At 64.2% G+C, this 17084-nt stretch carries 11 protein-coding genes; 6 read left to right on the top strand and 5 right to left on the bottom strand.

Annotated elements, in window-relative coordinates; translation table 11 throughout:
* Nucleotides 1–354: 354 nt before the first annotated feature.
* Both E1218_RS28540 and E1218_RS28535 read left to right on the top strand, forming a co-directional pair.
* Nucleotides 355–1395, top strand: a complete 1041-nt coding sequence (locus E1218_RS28540) for a LacI family DNA-binding transcriptional regulator (protein ID WP_233712532.1) — start codon at nucleotides 355–357, stop codon at nucleotides 1393–1395.
* 866 nt (nucleotides 1396–2261) lie between these two features.
* The gene (locus E1218_RS28535) at nucleotides 2262–3308 is read left to right on the top strand and encodes a sialidase family protein (protein WP_132325755.1); all 1047 of its coding nucleotides are present in this window, start codon (nucleotides 2262–2264) and stop codon (nucleotides 3306–3308) included.
* 579 nt (nucleotides 3309–3887) lie between these two features.
* Here the strand turns inward: E1218_RS28535 and E1218_RS28530 are convergent.
* From E1218_RS28530 to E1218_RS28515, 4 genes are all read right to left on the bottom strand, one after another.
* Nucleotides 3888–5483, bottom strand: coding sequence for an N-acyl-D-amino-acid deacylase family protein (locus tag E1218_RS28530; protein WP_132325753.1), 1596 nt, complete (start codon nucleotides 5481–5483; stop codon nucleotides 3888–3890).
* 13 nt (nucleotides 5484–5496) lie between these two features.
* Nucleotides 5497–7701, bottom strand: a complete 2205-nt coding sequence (locus E1218_RS28525; protein WP_132325751.1) for a DUF6351 family protein — start codon at nucleotides 7699–7701, stop codon at nucleotides 5497–5499.
* Between the two features lie 103 nt (nucleotides 7702–7804).
* Nucleotides 7805–9145, bottom strand: a complete 1341-nt coding sequence (locus E1218_RS28520) for an MFS transporter (RefSeq protein WP_132325749.1) — start codon at nucleotides 9143–9145, stop codon at nucleotides 7805–7807.
* A 407-nt stretch (nucleotides 9146–9552) separates the two neighbouring features.
* Nucleotides 9553–10437 carry a GNAT family N-acetyltransferase gene (locus tag E1218_RS28515; RefSeq protein ID WP_202866239.1) on the bottom strand — a complete coding sequence of 295 codons (885 nt, stop codon included), beginning with the start codon at nucleotides 10435–10437 and terminating at the stop codon, nucleotides 9553–9555.
* Between the two features lie 244 nt (nucleotides 10438–10681).
* On the opposite strand from E1218_RS28515, the gene E1218_RS28510 reads away from it, so the two are divergent.
* Genes E1218_RS28510 through E1218_RS28500 form a run of 3 tightly spaced genes read left to right on the top strand, consistent with a single transcriptional unit; the run spans nucleotide 10682 to nucleotide 14612 of the window.
* Nucleotides 10682–11854: a M20 family metallopeptidase gene (locus E1218_RS28510; RefSeq protein ID WP_202866238.1), complete on the top strand. Its 1173-nt coding sequence runs from the start codon at nucleotides 10682–10684 to the stop codon at nucleotides 11852–11854.
* Nucleotides 11851–12957, top strand: coding sequence for an o-succinylbenzoate synthase (gene menC, locus E1218_RS28505; protein ID WP_132325747.1), 1107 nt, complete (start codon nucleotides 11851–11853; stop codon nucleotides 12955–12957). Before E1218_RS28510 ends, menC begins: the two co-directional genes overlap by 4 nt.
* Nucleotides 12954–14612, top strand: coding sequence for a PucR family transcriptional regulator (locus E1218_RS28500; RefSeq protein ID WP_132325745.1), 1659 nt, complete (start codon nucleotides 12954–12956; stop codon nucleotides 14610–14612). Before menC ends, E1218_RS28500 begins: the two co-directional genes overlap by 4 nt.
* Nucleotides 14613–14732: 120 nt before the next feature.
* Here E1218_RS28500 and E1218_RS28495 read toward each other — a convergent pair whose 3' ends face one another.
* Complete coding sequence (locus tag E1218_RS28495; protein WP_132325743.1) at nucleotides 14733–15869, bottom strand: PucR family transcriptional regulator; 1137 nt, start codon at nucleotides 15867–15869, stop codon at nucleotides 14733–14735.
* 336 nt (nucleotides 15870–16205) lie between these two features.
* Here E1218_RS28495 and E1218_RS28490 point away from each other — a divergent pair, with 336 nt between their 5' ends.
* Complete coding sequence (locus E1218_RS28490; RefSeq protein ID WP_202866240.1) at nucleotides 16206–16955, top strand: proline dehydrogenase family protein; 750 nt, start codon at nucleotides 16206–16208, stop codon at nucleotides 16953–16955.
* The last annotated feature ends 129 nt before the right edge of the window (nucleotides 16956–17084 follow it).

Here is a 17084-nt window from a genome sequence, read left to right as displayed (position 1 = left end):
CCGTATACACGCCGTACAACACCACAGTCGGAATCAAAAACAACCAGATCCACAACGTCGTCCGCACCCCGCCACCCCGCTGCGGAGACCGGGCGACGCTCGGCACGACGGGTGTCGTCTCTCGACGCCGGAGCGTCACCTCGACCGCCATGTCCACCCTCCTGCTGGTAGCGCTGCATCCCTGATCGGGCCACTTACCGGTCGTGATACCTGGTCCACGTTCGGGTCCTCACCCTTTGCTCACTGTTCGAGCTTGTTCGGAGATGTGCGAGATAGTGGTTTGCCGCGCGGCAAGCGCTAATGTTGCATATTCTTTGCCGCGCTGCAAGGCTTGGCGCGGAGGTGGAACAAGAAGTGGTGACCCAGCGGGACGTCGCCCGGCTGGCCGGTGTGTCGGTCCGCACGGTGTCGAACGTCGTCAACGACTTCGCCTACGTGGCCGACGACACTCGGGCCCGGGTGCAGCGAGCTCTGGACGAGCTGGGCTACCGGCCCAACCTGCTGGCGCGCGGGCTGTCCAGCGGTCGCTCCGGGCTCATCGCCTTGATCCTTCCTCTCAACGTTCCCTACTTCCACGAACTGTCCAAGTACGTGGTGGACGAGGCCGAGCGGAGGGGCTACACGGTCCTCATCGATCGAACGGATGGGGAAGTCGCCCGGGAGCGCGCTCTGGTCGGCAGGACGGACCGCTCGGCGCTCTTCGACGGCATCATCTTCAACCCGATCGGTCTGAGCGAGGCCGAGTTGCCGCCTCAGAGCGCCGACACTCCCGTCGTACTGCTCGGAGAGAAGCCTGTCGGCGCTTCCTTCGACCACGTGCAGGTGGATGACGTAGCAGCGGCGAAAGCCGTCACCGAACATCTGATCGGCCTCGGTCGGGACCGGATCTCGGCCATCGGACAGCCGGTGAGGGCGCGGAGCCAGACCGCTCGCCACCGCACCGATGGATATCGGCAGGCTCTGGCGGCCGCGGGCCGCGACTTTGATCCGGATCTGGTTGCGACGGTGAGGTCTTTTCAACGTGCGGATGGGGCCGAGGCGATGACCCGGTTGCTGGAGTCCGGCAAGCCTCCTGACGCGGTCTTCTGTTACAACGATCTGATGGCTCTCGGGGCGCTGCGGACCTTGCTGTCGAAGGGCTATCGGGTCCCCGACGATGTCGCCCTGGCGGGATTCGACGACATCGAGGACGGCCGTTACAGCACGCCGACCCTCACCACGGTCGCACCCGACAAACACCAAATCGCCACGCTGGCGATCGACCTACTGACCCGCCGGCTCGACGGCGACTCCAGTCCGCCACAGACCTGCTCCGCAAGCTGGAAGGTGGTCCCCAGGGAGAGCACCACGGCCAGGTCTTCCGGTCAGCATGAGTCCGCCGTCCAGAACGGCTGATCGTCCAGGACGACTTGGGCGGGCGAACGGTACCTGACGACAGTGTCCGTCCCACTCGCTGTTCTCACCGGCGGCGCAGCCTTCGCCAAAACGTGGCGGTTCCTGGACACGACCATCGGCGGATCTCTCGGCGAGGCGGTAGCCCTTGGGCTGCCCCGAGCAGTACCACGGAGTCCGGCGTTCTGAGGCCGCACCTCGGCCTCGCTCAGACCGATCGGGTCCCGCTGCGGCGCCACTTCCCGTTCGACTTCGACCAAGTCTTGCAGCGCGGCAAGACATATGCCACATTTGGCCTTGCCGCGCGGCAAACCCACTATCTCGCACATCTCCGAACAAGCTTGAACAACAGCGCAGGTGAGGACGATCCGGACGGCAGGCGGTCAGCTACCAAGCAGGAGGGCGGAAGTGGCGAGTCGAAGTGAACCTCCAGAGCTTGTCGAGTCCCGCTCGGACATCGCCGACGACGTCGTGTGCAAAACCTGCATCGCTGACTGGAGCGATCCGCTGAGCGCTGTCAGCCCCGCGAGGTGGTGAAAGTTCAACGATGCAACCAAGGACGCACCATCAGCGAAGCGCACGAATGGACCGAGGAGGTTTCGGTGGCACGAAGACCAATCACAGGTGTCAAGTGGAGCACGCGCATGCGAAATATTCGAGGTGTCCTGTCCGTAGGGATGATCACTGGGCTCATTCTTGTGCCGGGCGACCCGTCAACCGTGATACAGCCGATCGAGTTCACGGCGGACAAACCCATGGCAGCCCAAGCTTCGTCCGTGACGAGTCAGCGGGTCGCCGCGGCGAACGTTCGTAGCTCTGAGCCAATGCCGTTGACCACCAAGGACCGAACGTCCTCGTATCCTCGCGGCGTGCAGTTGCAACACAACGGTGAAGCCAACGGGCGAATCATTGCCAGCGTCACGACCTCTACACCAGAGGGCTGGGGAGCGATTGTCTTCAGGAGCCTCGATAGCGGTGCAAGTTTCGAAGAGATCGCACAACTCCCCGTGTCGGAGCGGAACGGCCAGGCAGGCATGTGCTGCGGGACGTTATTCGAACTTCCTCGGAGAATCGGTGACCTCCCCGCGGGTACGCTTTTATACGCCGCGAGTGTCGGCGCCCAGGCAGAGAACCGTCGAATGGATCTCGATATCTGGCACAGCCGGGACGCGGGACAGACCTGGAAGTACCTGTCGAGGTGCGCAAGTGCCACTGACACCGGTGGGCTGTGGGAGCCGGAATTCTCCGTCGACGTGGACGGACGGCTGGTGTGCCACTACTCGGCCGAGGACCCACCCGACCCCGAGCGCAATGGGCCCCCGCCGCAGCGACTTGTCCGAGCGGTCTCAACCGACGGTGTGAACTGGAGCGACGCGATCGACACCGTACGGCCTGTCGGGGACGCGATCCGACCCGGCATGCCCGTCGTACGGACGCTTCCCGACGGGACATACTTCATGGTGTTCGAGCAGTGCGGCCCGGCCATGGGTCAGTATCGCTGCGCGATACACTCTCGGACGTCGGCAGACGGTTGGAACTGGGGTAACCCGGACGATCACGGACAGATCATCACCAGCGTGAATGGCCGATACTTCGCTCACGCCGCCACGGTCGCCTGGGCCGACAACGGAACGCCACAAGGCGCTCTTCTGCTCATCGGACAGCTCCTCCGCAACGCCGACGGCTCACTGGCCGACGGTAACGGAAAGACCGTTCTGGTCAACCGAGACCGCAACGGTCCCTGGCGGGAGATCCCCGCAGCTGTGGAAGTGAATGCCTTCGGACACTCCTGCCCCAACTACAGTTCGTCGCTCGTACCGCTGACCGGAGGCCGGGAGTTCGTCCAACTCAGCCCTGACCTCACCGAGGGCAAGCTTCCGTGCCGAAGCAGTTTCGGCACCGGAAGCATCCGCTGACTGCGCTCTGCTGGTCACTCAATCGGCCGGTACCGATGGAACAGCCAGCGGCGACATCGGTTCGGTAGCACCGACAGCGAACGGCCGTGTCGGGCGGATGATGCGGGGCGCGAGAGCGCGCCCCGCATCGGCTCGGCATTGAGGTCGCGCCCGGCAACAGATTCCTGATCGCGATCAGCCGCAGCAGCTGCATCACACCAGACATCACCCACCTCACCCCCGATCACAACCTCGCCGCGTGGAGCTGAAGCCCACCCCGTCTCGAGCAGACCCACGGCCGTGCGCCGTAGCCGGCCACCAACGGCGGTCCTGGGGAACCCAGGCTCAGCTTCGACCAGGCAAGCCGAACTCACGTTCCGGCGGAGGTCTTCCGCACCTCTTCACGCACCCCAATCAGCGCGAGAGGATGGTTGCCGATGAGAACTCAAGCGCAACAAGCAGCCACGGAATCCGTTACCTGAGGCCTCAGGCGAGTCGCTGGCTCAGCACATCATTCACTGGCGAAGCCGCGGATGTCCCCAGATTCGTCCAGACCTCAGAGGTGTGATAGCCAGCGCCCTCCGCACTCGACAGCACTCTCTACGGCACGCCCCTTGGATTCCGGAGTGCGCGCCCGGCGAGAGCTCCAGTCGCGCGGCCGTCGTCAATCGTCGCGACGCCCCGGACGAAGACGTATGGGATGCCGATAGCTTGCTGCCGCGGGTTGTCGAACGTCGCCGTGTCAATGACGGTGTCGGGATCGAAGAGCACTATGTCGGCAACACAGCCCGCACTGATAACCCCTCGGTCCGGGAACCCGAGGCGGCGCGCCGCCTGGTGGGTCAGGTGGCTGACACACTCGCCGAGCGACAGGATGCCAAGCTCCCGGACATAACGGCCCAGATAGCGCGGGAAGGTCCCCCACGCTCGCGGGTGCGGACGTGCGCCGACTAGCAGTCCGTCGCTGCCCCCGGTGTGTGTGCGATGCTGCATGATCGTCCGAACGTTGTCCTCGTCGCCGATGTGCAGCACGCACGAGGTTGCCAGCCAGTCCGAGGTGAGCACGTCGAAGTACAGCTCCGCCGGCCGCACACCACTTACCGCCGCGGCCTGCGCGATGCTCTGTCCGACCAAGGACTCGTTGCGCGCTTCCTGCACACCGGCGATCTCTATGGCTGACCAATCGACCGGCACGCCGTGGGCACCGTCCGAGCCAACTTCCTCCATCTCCTTGCGGATGCGTTCTCGTACGTCAGGCACGGCCAGCCGGGCGAGGACCGCGTGTGTGCCGCCCTCCGCCGCCCAACTCGGCAGTAGCGCTGACAGGTAGGTGGCACCTGCCAGGTATGGATAGGTGTCGAGCGAGATGTCGCAACCCTCGGCCAGCGCCGCATCCACCAAGCGCAGCAGATCCGGCGCCTTGCCCTTGTTCACCGGGAAGCTCATCGACGCATGTGTCAAGTGCAGTGGACATCCCGATCGGCGTGAGACGTCGATCATTTCCCGGTAGGCATCCAGCGCGCCCGCTCCGTAGCTGCGATGGTGTGGGCTGTAGTACCCGCCGCTGTGGCGGACCACTTCGCAAAGAGCCACGAGCTCGTCGGTGGTCGCGTACATACCTGGTGCGTACGTGAGTCCTGACGACATGCCGAACGCACCCTCAGCCATCCCAGTTGCAACCAGCTCCCGCATCGCGTCCAGCTCCGAGTCTGTTGCTGGGCGGTTGGCCCAGCCAACCGCAAGCATCCGAACCGAGCCCTGCGGGACGAGATAGGCGGCGTTGACTGCGATGCCTCGGTCGAGCCGGTCCAGGTATTCACCGACGGACCGCCAACTCCAGTCGAAGCCCGCCGGGTCCCCGTTCCAACCGGCCAGCTGCGTTCGCAGGGCGTCCAGGGTCTCGTCGTTGACCGGGGCGTACGAGAGGCCGTCCTGCCCGAGCACTTCGGTCGTGACTCCCTGCGATACTTTCGCCACATGGTCCGGATTGACCAGGAGCTGCAGGTCCGAGTGTGAGTGCATGTCAATGAAGCCTGGTGCCAGCACCAGACCGGTCGCATCGATCACGCGACGGCCACTGATCATGCCGGCATCGGCGATCTCCGCAATGTAGCCGTCCAGGATCCCGACGTCACCCACGTACGGCTCTCCGCCGCGACCGTCGGCGATGAGCGGGCCCCGGAAGACCGTGTCCATGGTGTACCGCCCGCTAGTTGTCGTGCCGGCTGATCGGCACGGATCTCGGTTCGGCACCCATCGGAACGCCGCCGACGACTGTGCTGAAGGACATCCATGGACCGGCCGGCGGCTGCTGCCCCACCCCAGGCTTGGACCAGTCGCAGACGCCATCGCGGAACACCTCGCGGAGCTGTGCTTTCTGCTCACTAGTGAAGGTGACGGTTCCGTAGTCGTCCCAGTCGATGGGCTTGAGTTGGCATTTGAGAATGTTGCTTGCCACCGGAGAGCCGGCCACGATTCTCGGCCTGGCGTAGGTCGGTGCGCATTCGGCGCCAGGCTGACCGTCCCCCCAGCAGGAGTCCCGTGCGTCGGCGGGCTTGTGCCGCAGGACCTTGCGCTCGAGCGGACCGGAGGATCCGTCGGCCTTGACGCGGGCGACCCAATCGACCAGTACGCTGAACGCGACTGCAAACATGGCCTGCACGCCGGGTCCCATTGGCTCGTTCGCCGCCCAGCGAACCATGTTCCCGGCATGCCCGTTGACCGCGACGAGGCGGTCATGCATCATCTCCGGGCGTACTTTCGCATGCACGTCGCTGCCGTCGAACCACCACAGGTCCATGATGGGGACGTTGGCCAACTGCCGACCGTACGTGACGCGGTCAGCCCTGTACACCGCGCGAAGTGCAGGCAGGTCGGCCCTGGTTCGAGCTGGAGTCCAGTTGTTGTCGATGTCGCGACCACCGATGTTCGCGTTCAGATCTACGAACTGTTCCGCCGAGATTTCGTTCCGCTGCAGCGCCCCGAGGCCGTACTGCACCCCTGAGTTGTCGATTGGGCGTCCCGCGAAGCCTTCTGAGCCAGTCGAACCGAACAGGTTGGTCATGTGGTCCTGGAACGTGCACCGCACTCCGCGTCGATTCGTCTCCGGGTTGTACACCCAGGACGGTTCCGGCGGGCCGGCGCACGCCTGCGTCGGATCAAATGCGATCCGTTGAACGTTGTCCAGCGCGTTCACGTCCGGAGGTGTGGCGCACATCGCCCATTTCGGCTCGCCGGCAACGGCCGCGCGGTCTTCGGCACGTGCCCAAATCTGCGGAGTGAGGCTGAAGTACCGCGACAGCAGGTCACAGTCACTGAGCTCGAGGCCGGCGAATGACCAGTGATCGGGTGCGCTGACGAAGGGCATGATTCCGTCCACCAAACCGGGGTTGTTGTCCGCGATGAGGTACAGAAGAACCGCGCCGCTGGACCCACCACTTGCTGTGGTGTACCGGACTTCGCCGTACTCCTCGATGAAGTGTTCCTTCATCATCATCAGTGTCTCCGCAGCGACGATGTCGTTCCAGTTGTTGGCCGCGAACAGCAGCGAAGACGACGCGACTGCATAGCCGCGGGACAACGGCAGATCTTTGAGCTGACCATCCGAGAGAACGTTTGGGACACCAACCCCGCCTTGCCTGTGCTGGGTATTGATCCCACCTCCCGTGTAGAGATGTAGCTTGCCGTTCCACGCGTTCAGCCTCTTTCCGCTCTCGCGCGGATCGAAAAGCACAGCGACATCGAAGATCCCACGGTTGATCACCCCTCGCTCGCGGCGCACGATGTACGGCACCGACTTCCCTTCATCGGTCGTCGTGGTGGCGACGACGGAGCCGTCGGGGGGTGAGCCAGGGTCGTAGGTCTCGAACTGGCTGGTCTGCAAAGACTTGTAAAAGAACTCGTACATCGTCGGTGCGACGCAGGTGCTTCCGGTGGCGGGCCCGAGGCCGGACTTCTCCGTTTCACAGATCCACGGCTCGATCTGATCCCCAGAGAAGATCGGTCCCTGTAGCGAGTGATTGGTGATCGTCAGCTTCGACCCGGCCTTGTTCGACAGGCTCGCGGTGAGCGTGTTTCTGCCCATGCGCAGACCGGTGACCAGACCGATGTAGCGATGGTCTTGACGTGATGCGAACCGGTCCCTGATGTCGTGGCCGTTCAGGCGGATCCGCAGATCGTCCGGATCAGCCCGCTGCGGCAGATCGATCGCCACCAGCGCATCCCCACCCGAGACAAGATCGGCCCGATTCGACAGCACCGAGATCTCGGGCCTTGTCTTCGGTCCGCCCCGCTGGTCCCCCGCCACCGCGCTGCCGGGGACCAGGATGAGTATTGCGACTGCGATTGAGATGATGCGACGCCAAGGTCGCCACTGGCGAACCTGAGCCTTCCACGATTCGGGTTCTACGGCCATGATTACTCCCACTGGATACGAAGGACGAGCAGGTCCCACTGTGTGTCAATGAAAATTTGATCGCCAGGTCTGCCGACCGGACCGCGTCATACGCCAGTCGCGGCTACGGCACTGCGTCACCGTGAAGCGGACTCACAGCCGATCCTGTATCAGGATTTGTTTCGCCTACCCTGTGGGTTTCCGGCAACCACGCAGTGATTGCAACGAGCGCCACAACAGCGACAACTGTGATGTAAATGGCGGGGCTTAATCCGCTGCCAGTCCAGGAAACAAGGAGGGCAGCCACGAACGGCGCGGACCCGCCGAAAATCATGTAGGGGAGGTTGTAGCCAACTGCCGCGGCGGAGTATCGTACGGCCGGAGACATCAATTCCATCATGGTTGGCATCATCGCGCCGAGAATTGTGGCGAACGGCGCGACCAGCAGGATTTCCGCGACGACACCACCCGCGAGGCCGGCGCCGGCGTGGATGATCAGGAATGCCGGAATGGTCAGCACGGCCGCCGACGCCAACGCAGCAATGACGACGGGTCGTCGCCCTACCGTGTCGCTGATCCTTCCCATGCTTAGCCCGATTGCCGCACCGACCAACATGGTGAAGCCAGCGATCATCAACGCTGTTGTGGTCTTCATTCCAACTTGTTCATGCAGGTAGGTTGGCAAGTACCCGATGATGCTGTGCCCCGCCACCGCCTGGTAACTGAATGCGCAGAAGAGTAGGCATAGTTCCCTTCCGTGCATCCGGAATGCGTCGCGTAGGGGCGTCTTGTTGATCTGGTTGCTGGCTTCCAGAGCACGGAATACCGGCGTTTCGTCGAGGCGCAGTCGGAGGTAGAGGCCGACGAGTGCGACGAGTGCGCCGAGGATGAAAGGTATCCGCCAGGCCCACGCTTTGTATTCAGTTGGATATGCGAGCGAGAAGGCGAGCACGGTAACTGCCGCGCTTCCCATTCCAACCAACGCGAACACACTGACGCCGGCAACCCAGGTGCCGCGGCGGCGAGGTGAGGCGTGCTCGAAAACAAAGGTCGCGACCCCAGAGAATTCTCCGCCGGCAGAAAAGCCTTGAGCCAATCGCGCGATAACGAGCAGGACCGGCGCCACGACTCCGATGCTGTTGTAGGTAGGAAGAATCCCCACCATAGCGGTGGAAATCGCCATCAATAGAATGGCCGCCGCCAGGGCGTTACGCCGGCCGAGGCGGTCACCGATGCTGCCGAAGAACAAGGCGCCAAGTGGACGCGCCGCAAATGCGACGCCGTACACGGCGAACGCGGCGAGCAACGCTGCGGTCGGATTTCCCTTGGGGAAATACACCGAGGCGACGATGCCGACCGAGAAGCCGTAGATCGTGAAGTCGTACCATTCGACGAAGTTGCCGACACCGCCCGCGACCAGAACGCGTTTCGTCGGGCTCGGCGGGACTTTAGTTGCGCTGGACATCTCGGATCTTCCTCCCTACTGCGCCTGTGAGTCGATTTTCACTGCATCCCGCCACGTTGGTGGGATTCGCGCAGCTCCGCGAACGGACACCCTCAGCTCAGGGCTCCTGCAACCACACTGCCCACGAAGACCTCGCTCCGGGTGAGTTTGTTACCTGCGACGGCCTGCGGTCCCGGCAAGGCCGCACGCTGTTTGATTTCGGTCATCGTCCCAATGACTTTCTCGCCGCGCCTGCTCGGTCCGGCGCAAAGATCTGTCCCGCGTTAGTCGAGTGCGATGAGTGAAGGTTCTCCGGCGCGCACAGGTGTCTGCTGACGCATGAGGCGCCGACTCGCCCTTGCTACCGCTGCATCTTGATCACGGCCTGTACCGAGTTTGGTCGCGGCAGCTCGCGTTCGCGAGGTCACTCAGCGTTCGACGACGTACCAGCCGTCCTTTGCGAAGCCGATGACCGATGCTCCCTCGGCCATCAGACCCCCCAGCATCTCCCGCACCGCTCGCCGCCACGCGTGCGCCGCATCCCGGCTCTCCCGGCGAAGGCGTTCGACGTCTGGCGGGACCTTGACGAGAACGATCTGACCGGCAGAATCCCGGTGGACTGGTCGGTGAGCTGCGTCTTCCCCGAGTCCTATCACCGCTCCGCCGGCACGCAGCGCCCGCACTTCCCACGATTCATGGCGCCCGGTGCAAGCCTGGACGACCCGAGGTGAGTCGAGCCGCCATTCGACGAGCACTCGATCAGTCTCATCGCCGGCGTTTATCTGATCCGACATAATGCCGTAGAAGCTGGGCATGTAAGCGGCCAATCCCGCGCCGAGCTTGGTCAGATTGAAGTATGCGTTGCGACTGACCAGCGGATCGAAGGTCCAGGTGACGATGGGGATGCCGTGCTGCAATGACCAGCTCCTTTGATGGAGTTTCAGGGCGAACCCCACGCTCCGGCCTCGCAGCTCCGGCGCCACCGCAGCGATGTGCGAATGGAGCAGCTCGCCACCGCCGCGATCGCCTCGGAAGCCGACTGCCGCGCCGACAAGCTGTCCGTCGACGAAGGCGCCGGCAATGTAGTTGCCCACGTGCGCGAGCGCCCTCAACATGCTGACAGTGGTCAGCGGATCCTCGTCGCGAGGCGACCAGGTCCGATGGAAGAGCTCGCAGACTTTGTGAAGCTCTGTCACTTCGTGAATCTCACGAACGTGAACTCCAGCCGATCGCGCGGCAGCCTGCGCGACTGCGATCGCGCTGTCGGTTGGCTCCGATCCGACGGTGCTCGATCCGGACACGAGATCTGTCATGCCGACATCGTCCGGGAGTCCGGCGGAGGCGTCTTGCTTCCACGGAGGAATTCATGGCTGCCCGATTCGTCGTCTTCGACCAGCCTCGGTGTCCTCTGGATCGGGGTGGGCGGTTGCCCTGGCCCTCTTCCTTCGACGCGACGATGTATTGACCTCGATTCGTCGAGTTCGACGAAGTACATCGCCGACCGGAACAGTACCGTCGCCGCAACGATGGTCATTGCCGAGGCTAGGGAGAACCGCGATGACAGCCTCCCACGCAGCATCCGTCACCGTCTCCGACCTGACGGCTCGACTGCCCAGCATGCTGAACGATCTGGAAGCCCTGGTCACCTGCGAATCGCCGTCCGGTGACCACAGGGCCATCGCGCACAGCGCCGACGTCGTGTCCGCGATCGCTCGCCGGCTGACCGGGGAAGTCCCCGAACGGGTTGTCCTGAACGGTTGCACCCATCTGGCCCTGCGGTTCGGTCCCTGTCCGCGGATCCTGCTGCTCGGGCACCATGACACGGTATGGCCACTCGGCTCGCTCGCCACCCATCCATGGTCGGCGACCGGCGGCATCGCGCGCGGACCCGGCTGCTTCGATATGAAGGCCGGTATCGTACAGCTGCTTCATGCCATCGCAGCATTGGCTGACCCAAGCGGGATCTCCGTACTGATCACCGGTGATGAAGAGGTCGGTTCGACCACGTCTCGCGCGCTCATCGAGGACGAGGCACGTACCTGCCAAGTCGTCCTTGTTCTCGAACCCAGCGCCGACGGGGGCGCGCTGAAGATCGGTCGCAAGGGAGCCGCCACGTACCAGGTCCAGGTTCGGGGCAGAGCAGCGCACGCAGGGCTCGAGCCGGAGCATGGGGCGAATGCCGCGATCGAGCTCGCGCGCCAGGTGTTCACCATCATCGATCTGGCAGCCCCCTCACTGGGCACGACAGTCACGCCTACACTCCTGTCCGGAGGCACAACCGCCAACACCGTTCCGGACAGCGCGCAACTGTCCGTCGACGTCCGGGCACTGCTCGCACAAGAACAGCTTCGCGTAGACCGGGCTTTAGCACAGCTCAGACCACACCTCGCTGGTACGGCGCTGCTCCTCGACCGGCAATCGCACCGGCCACCCATGGAACCTGCTGCATCCGCCCGGCTCTTCGACCGGGCGCAGACACTGGCCGGCGAACTCGGACTGCCACCGCTGTCCGGCGTAACGGTCGGTGGAGCCTCCGACGGAAACCTCACCGCAGCGGTCGGAACGGAGACTCTCGATGGCCTGGGGGCCGTTGGTGGTGGTGCGCACGCCGACGACGAGTACGTCGTCATCTCAGAAATTCCACAGCGGACGGCCTTGCTGGCCCGACTGATCGAGGACCTCCGACGAGACCGTCCGTCGGCGGAGTACAAGGAGCAGAACAACTCATGAGGCTTACCGCGGTGGAACTTCGTCGGCTCGAATTGCCGCTGGTCGCACCCTTTCGCACCTCCTTCGGCACCCAAACCGTCCGTGATGTCCTCCTCGTCCATGTCGTCACGACTGATGGAGAGGGATGGGCGGAGTGCGCGGCAGCGCGTGAACCTCGATACAGCTCTGAGTACGTCGACGGCGCCGCAGAGGTGCTGCGCCGCTTCCTCATCCCGGCAGTAGCAGACCTGCCGGACCCGAACCCCTACGCGATCGCGCCGGCCCTGTCCCAGTTCAAGGGCCACCGGATGGCCAAAGCCGCCCTCGAGACGGCCGTCCTGGACGCCTCGTTGCGCGCCAAGGGAGTCTCACTCGCGCGGGAGCTCGGCGCAGTTCGATCACGGGTGGCCGCGGGTGTGTCGGTCGGAATCATGGATTCGATCGAGGAGCTTCTCGACGCCGTCGACCGATACCTCGAAGCCGGTTATCTGCGAATAAAGTTGAAGATCGCTCCCGGATGGGACGTCGAGCCGGTGCGAGCTGTCCGGGAACAGGTCGGCGACGACGTCCTGCTGCAGGTCGACGCCAACGCAGCCTACACATTGGCCGACGCGCCGCACCTGGCGCGACTCGACCCCTACGATCTGCTGCTGATCGAGCAACCGCTCGGCGACGAGGACTTACGCGAGCACGCCCTGCTCACCAAGCTGATCCGCACACCGGTGTGTCTGGACGAGTCGATAACCTCGGCCAAGGCAGCGGCGGACGCAATCATGCTCGGCGCGACCTCGGTGATCAACATCAAACCGAGCAGAGTGGGCGGCTACCTCGAGGCGAAGCGGATCCACGACCTGTGCCAGGCGCACGGCGTCCCGGTGTGGTGTGGCGGCATGTTGGAGACGGGCATCGGGCGGGCCGCGAACCTCGCGCTGGCCGCGCTCCCGAACTTCACCTTGCCGGGCGACACGTCGGCCTCGAACCGATACTACGCTGTCGACGTGACAGAGCCATTCACTCTCGACAACGGCCATCTTGCTGTGCCCGCCGGACCGGGTGTTGGGGTCGAGCCGTGCATGGACGTGCTGGATCAGTTGACGACGGCGATCGAGGTGATATCGCCGTGAGCGACGGACGCTCATGGCAGACGGGTGCGACGCTGGCCCGAGTGCTCGACAACCTTGGCGGCACCGTGCTCGGGCCCGCTGTCGGCGCTGCGCCGGAACGCCACCGCGTGACGGAAATCGTGATCTTCGACCAGCACGACGACACCCCCTGCCCGCCAGGGGCGATTGTCCTCGGCGTTGGGCTACGCGAACCAGCCGACATTGCTGACTTGCTGCACTGGCTTGGCAAGGCCCAAGCGGCTGCGCTCGTGATCCGTGCGCCAGTGGATACCGATGACCTGGTTCGGGCCGCTCAAACCACCGTGGGTATTCCTGTGCTGACGCTCGTCCCTGGTGCCACCTGGGCTCAGGTAGCGGCATTGCTCCGCTCGATCCTGTCCGATGGCGAGGAGATGCCTGGCACGTCGCAGACCTTGGCCGGCGTACCCGCCGGAGATCTGTTCTCCTTGGCCAACGCGATCAGCGCCCTGGTCGATGCACCCGTGACGATCGAAGACACCTCGTCTCGGGTCGTCGCCTTCTCCGCGGACCAAGACCAAGCTGACGACCCGAGAATCCGAACGATTCTTGGACGTCAGGTCCCCGAGCAATACCTTCGGCTGCTGGAAGAACAGGGCATCTTCGCCCGGCTCTACCGCAGTACCACACCAATCTACTTCGAGCTTCCCGCACCTGCGCTGCCGCGGATGGCGATCGCCGTCCGCGCGGGCGATGAGACCCTCGGCTCGATGTGGGCCGCTGTCGAGCAGCGACCGACGTCCGAACAGGAGCAGGCGTTCACGGAGTCGGCCAAGGTGGCGGCCCTCCATATGCTTCGCCAACGCGCCGGCGCAGACATCGAGCGGCGACTACGGGCTGAGCTCGTGGCTACGATCCTGGAAGGTGGCGCCGGCGCGTTCGAAGCCGGCCGTCGGCTGCAACTCACGTCATCGACCGCGGTCGTACTCGCCTTCGGCATGGTTGACATCCAGAGTCAACTCGCCGCTCGTTCCGAGGCTGAGCGGCAGCGTCTGGCGGATGCCCTTGCGCTCTACCTCACCGGCGTTCATCCGCGCTCCGCATCCGCTCTCGTGGGCGGTATCGTCTACGGAATTCTCCCCGTTGCACTCGGTTCCGAGGAAGCCGACCTGCGGGCAAAGCAGGTCGCGGTCGACTTCCTCGACAGGACCGGGAATCGACTCAGATGCGCCGCCGGCATCGGCAGGATCGCCACCGGCGTCAAGGAGCTCGCCCAGTCCCGCATGGACGCCGATCGAGCACTCAGAGTGCTGCGGTTCGGGTTCACCAAGGACCGGATCGCGCGCATCAACGAGGTCTACGCGACAGCCCTTCTCCTGGAGCTTTCCGATCTCATCGCTGCTGAGACAGCGCTGCCACACGGCCCGCTGTCGAACCTGGTGAGGTACGACGAGCAGCACAACGCCCAACTTGTGCAGAGCCTGCGCGCCTGGCTCGATGCTTTCGGTGACGTCAACGCCGCTGCAGCAGCCGTCCACGTGCATCCGAGCACATTCCGCTACCGCCTCAGACGGGTAGCGCAAATCGCTAACCTGGACTTGGCCGATGCAGAGCAACGGTTCGCCGCCATGCTGCAACTGCGCCTCCTCGACACGACCGAAGCCGACAACACCGCTGTCGACCACGTGGACGAATGAGCTCGGCTTTCCGACTACTGCATCGATGACGCTGCGTGCCCGTCACATCGAGGCGCAGAGTCCGCAGCCGCCCTTCGGGTTCGGCGATACCGCAAACTCTCGAGGCCGGGGTTCGGGTGGCTACTGAACGAAGTCGCGCAGGGTGAGGGCCAGGTGTAGTCGTAGGCGGTCGACACCTGAGGTGAGATCTAGCTTGGCCAGTTCTTCGACGCGGTTCAGCCGTTGGTAGAGCGTCTGCCGGTGGATGTTCAGGGCGGCTGCTGCCGTGCCGTGGGCGCCGGCAGCATCGAGGTAGATACGAGCGGTTTGGGTGAGTACCGGGTCACCCTCCACGACGAAGCGGCCGATCGGCCCGTCGAATATCGTGCGCTGGAGATCCTGTGGCGACAGAATCTCCAGTAGGCGGAGCACGCCGAGGTCGTCCCATGCGGTGACCGCTGAGTTGTTCGGGTTCAGTTGTGCTACCCGAAGCGCCACCTGGGCACCCGACCAGCTTGAGCTCAAGTCACCAAGACCGTCGACGCTTGGCCCAAGCCCGCATTGGAGCGTTCGCTTTTGCTCTTCACGAAGGCGGGTGAGCAGACCGATCACCGCTTCACGGTTTCGCTCAGTGCCGAGCTGATCGATCGCGACCACGGCCAACGCGTGCTGGGGGCCGCGCCGTACCCACAGCACGCCGTTCCGCAAGCGGCGGCCGGCTTGGTCGAGCAAGTCCGACGGACCAGCGATCGCTACACACCTCACTGGATCGCCTTGTTCGAGGTGTGTGAGCTGGGCGAGTTCGCGGACTGCCCAGCGCACGGCTGTCTCATCGCCGGTGAGCAGTTCACGCACTAGGACCTCCGTCCGCAGCCGGTGGCGACCATTCTGGCTGAGGAGCAGTCCGGCGGCGTCTGCGATCCGCATCGCGTCCGGGAACAGCGTCGACGGAATGCTTTGATCGGGGTCAATCACCCAGAAGTACCCGTAGATGCGATTGAGGTGCCGGGCAGGAATGCAGAGCCGGGAGGCAATGCCGAGGGCGTGGTCGCTGGGAGTGCGCACCGGTTCCTGAGCGGACCGAATGCCGTGGCCCTGGAACCACTTCTGTACCGCAGGAGTCGCTCGTCGCTGCAGGATGCTGCTCTGCCGCACCTCGTCGACCTCGAGTTGAGCGGCATGGGCAAGCAGAGCGAAGTCGCGGTCCTCGAGCACACATGGTGCGCCCAGCAACGAAGCCATGGACTCGACGAGAGCATCCAATTCACCGTCTGTCACTGAGCAAATGTATGTCAGGAGCGCTGCAACCAATTGTCAACTGTCCATGGATCGAGCGGACGGGTGAGGCCTAGCCTCAGGGACAGCCGAGCATGAGGAGCCGCCGCGAATGATGCGCCAAGCCCTGATATGGGCATCGACCAGTACGGTGATCCGTCCTGCGGTCGAACGTATGAACGTGACTCAACGCGTCGTCGAGCGCTTCGTGGCGGGTCAGGATGAACAGGCCGCACTGGCCGTCGTACGACGTATGCGGTCGGACGGGATGACCTTCTCCCTCGACATCGTCGGCGAGCACGTAAACGACTCCGAGAGCGCGCGGATGACCTCCATGGCATACGTCTCGTTGCTCCGCGTCTCGGCCAAGCCGGACTCACAGACGACGCCGAGGTATCGGTCAAGCTCTCGGCACTCGGGCTGGGCCTCAAATCCGGCGAGGAGATCGCGCTGCGGCACGCCAGAGAAGTCTGCGCGGCCGCGGCGACTGTTGGCGCGAAGGTGACCCTCGATATGGAGGAGCACCGCACCGTCGACGCCGCGCTGGGAATCGGGAACACCTTGCGGCAGGACTTCCCGCTGACCGGCAATGTTCTGCAGGCGAACTTGCGGCGCACGGAGCACGATCTGGCAACCCTTGCCCAAAGTTACGCGGCAGAGGCCCCTGCGCGGATTCGTTACGTCAAGGGTGCGTACAAAGAGTCCGTCCAGGTCGCGTTCCGCTCCAAGAAGGAGGTCGACCGTGCCTACCAGCGTGGCATTGACCGACTGATGTCGGCGCCAGGTCTGCGCCCCATGCTTGGCACCCATGATCCGGCCATGTTGGATTACGGACTAGTGGCCGCCGATGCCGCCGGTCGTACGACGACGGCATGGGAGATGCAGCTGCTCTTCGGCGTCCGCCCCGATCTGCAACAGCGGTACGCCGCCGCCGGCCAGACCGTCCGCGTCTATCTGCCGTTCGGGCGCGACTGGTACCCGTACTTCATGCGCCGTCTGGCGGAACGACCGGCCAATCTGGCCTTCTTCCTCCGTTCCCTTCGCAGCACGCGATCCCGTATTGCCCGCAACAGTGCCTCAGTTGGCTGACTACCTGATCGAGGAGTGTCGCAGTATGGATGCCGTCACCGCTGTTCCTACGCCCGCCAATGAGCCTGTGAAGGGGTATGCGCCCGGATCGTTGGAGCGGGCGAGTTTGGAGGCGAAGCTGAAGGAGTT

Origin of the sequence: Kribbella turkmenica, assembly GCF_004348725.1 — a bacterium.
GTDB lineage: Bacteria > Actinomycetota > Actinomycetes > Propionibacteriales > Kribbellaceae > Kribbella > Kribbella turkmenica.
The sequence above is the reverse complement of the archived record's forward strand: the minus strand, read 5'-3'. Positions and strand labels throughout refer to the sequence as shown.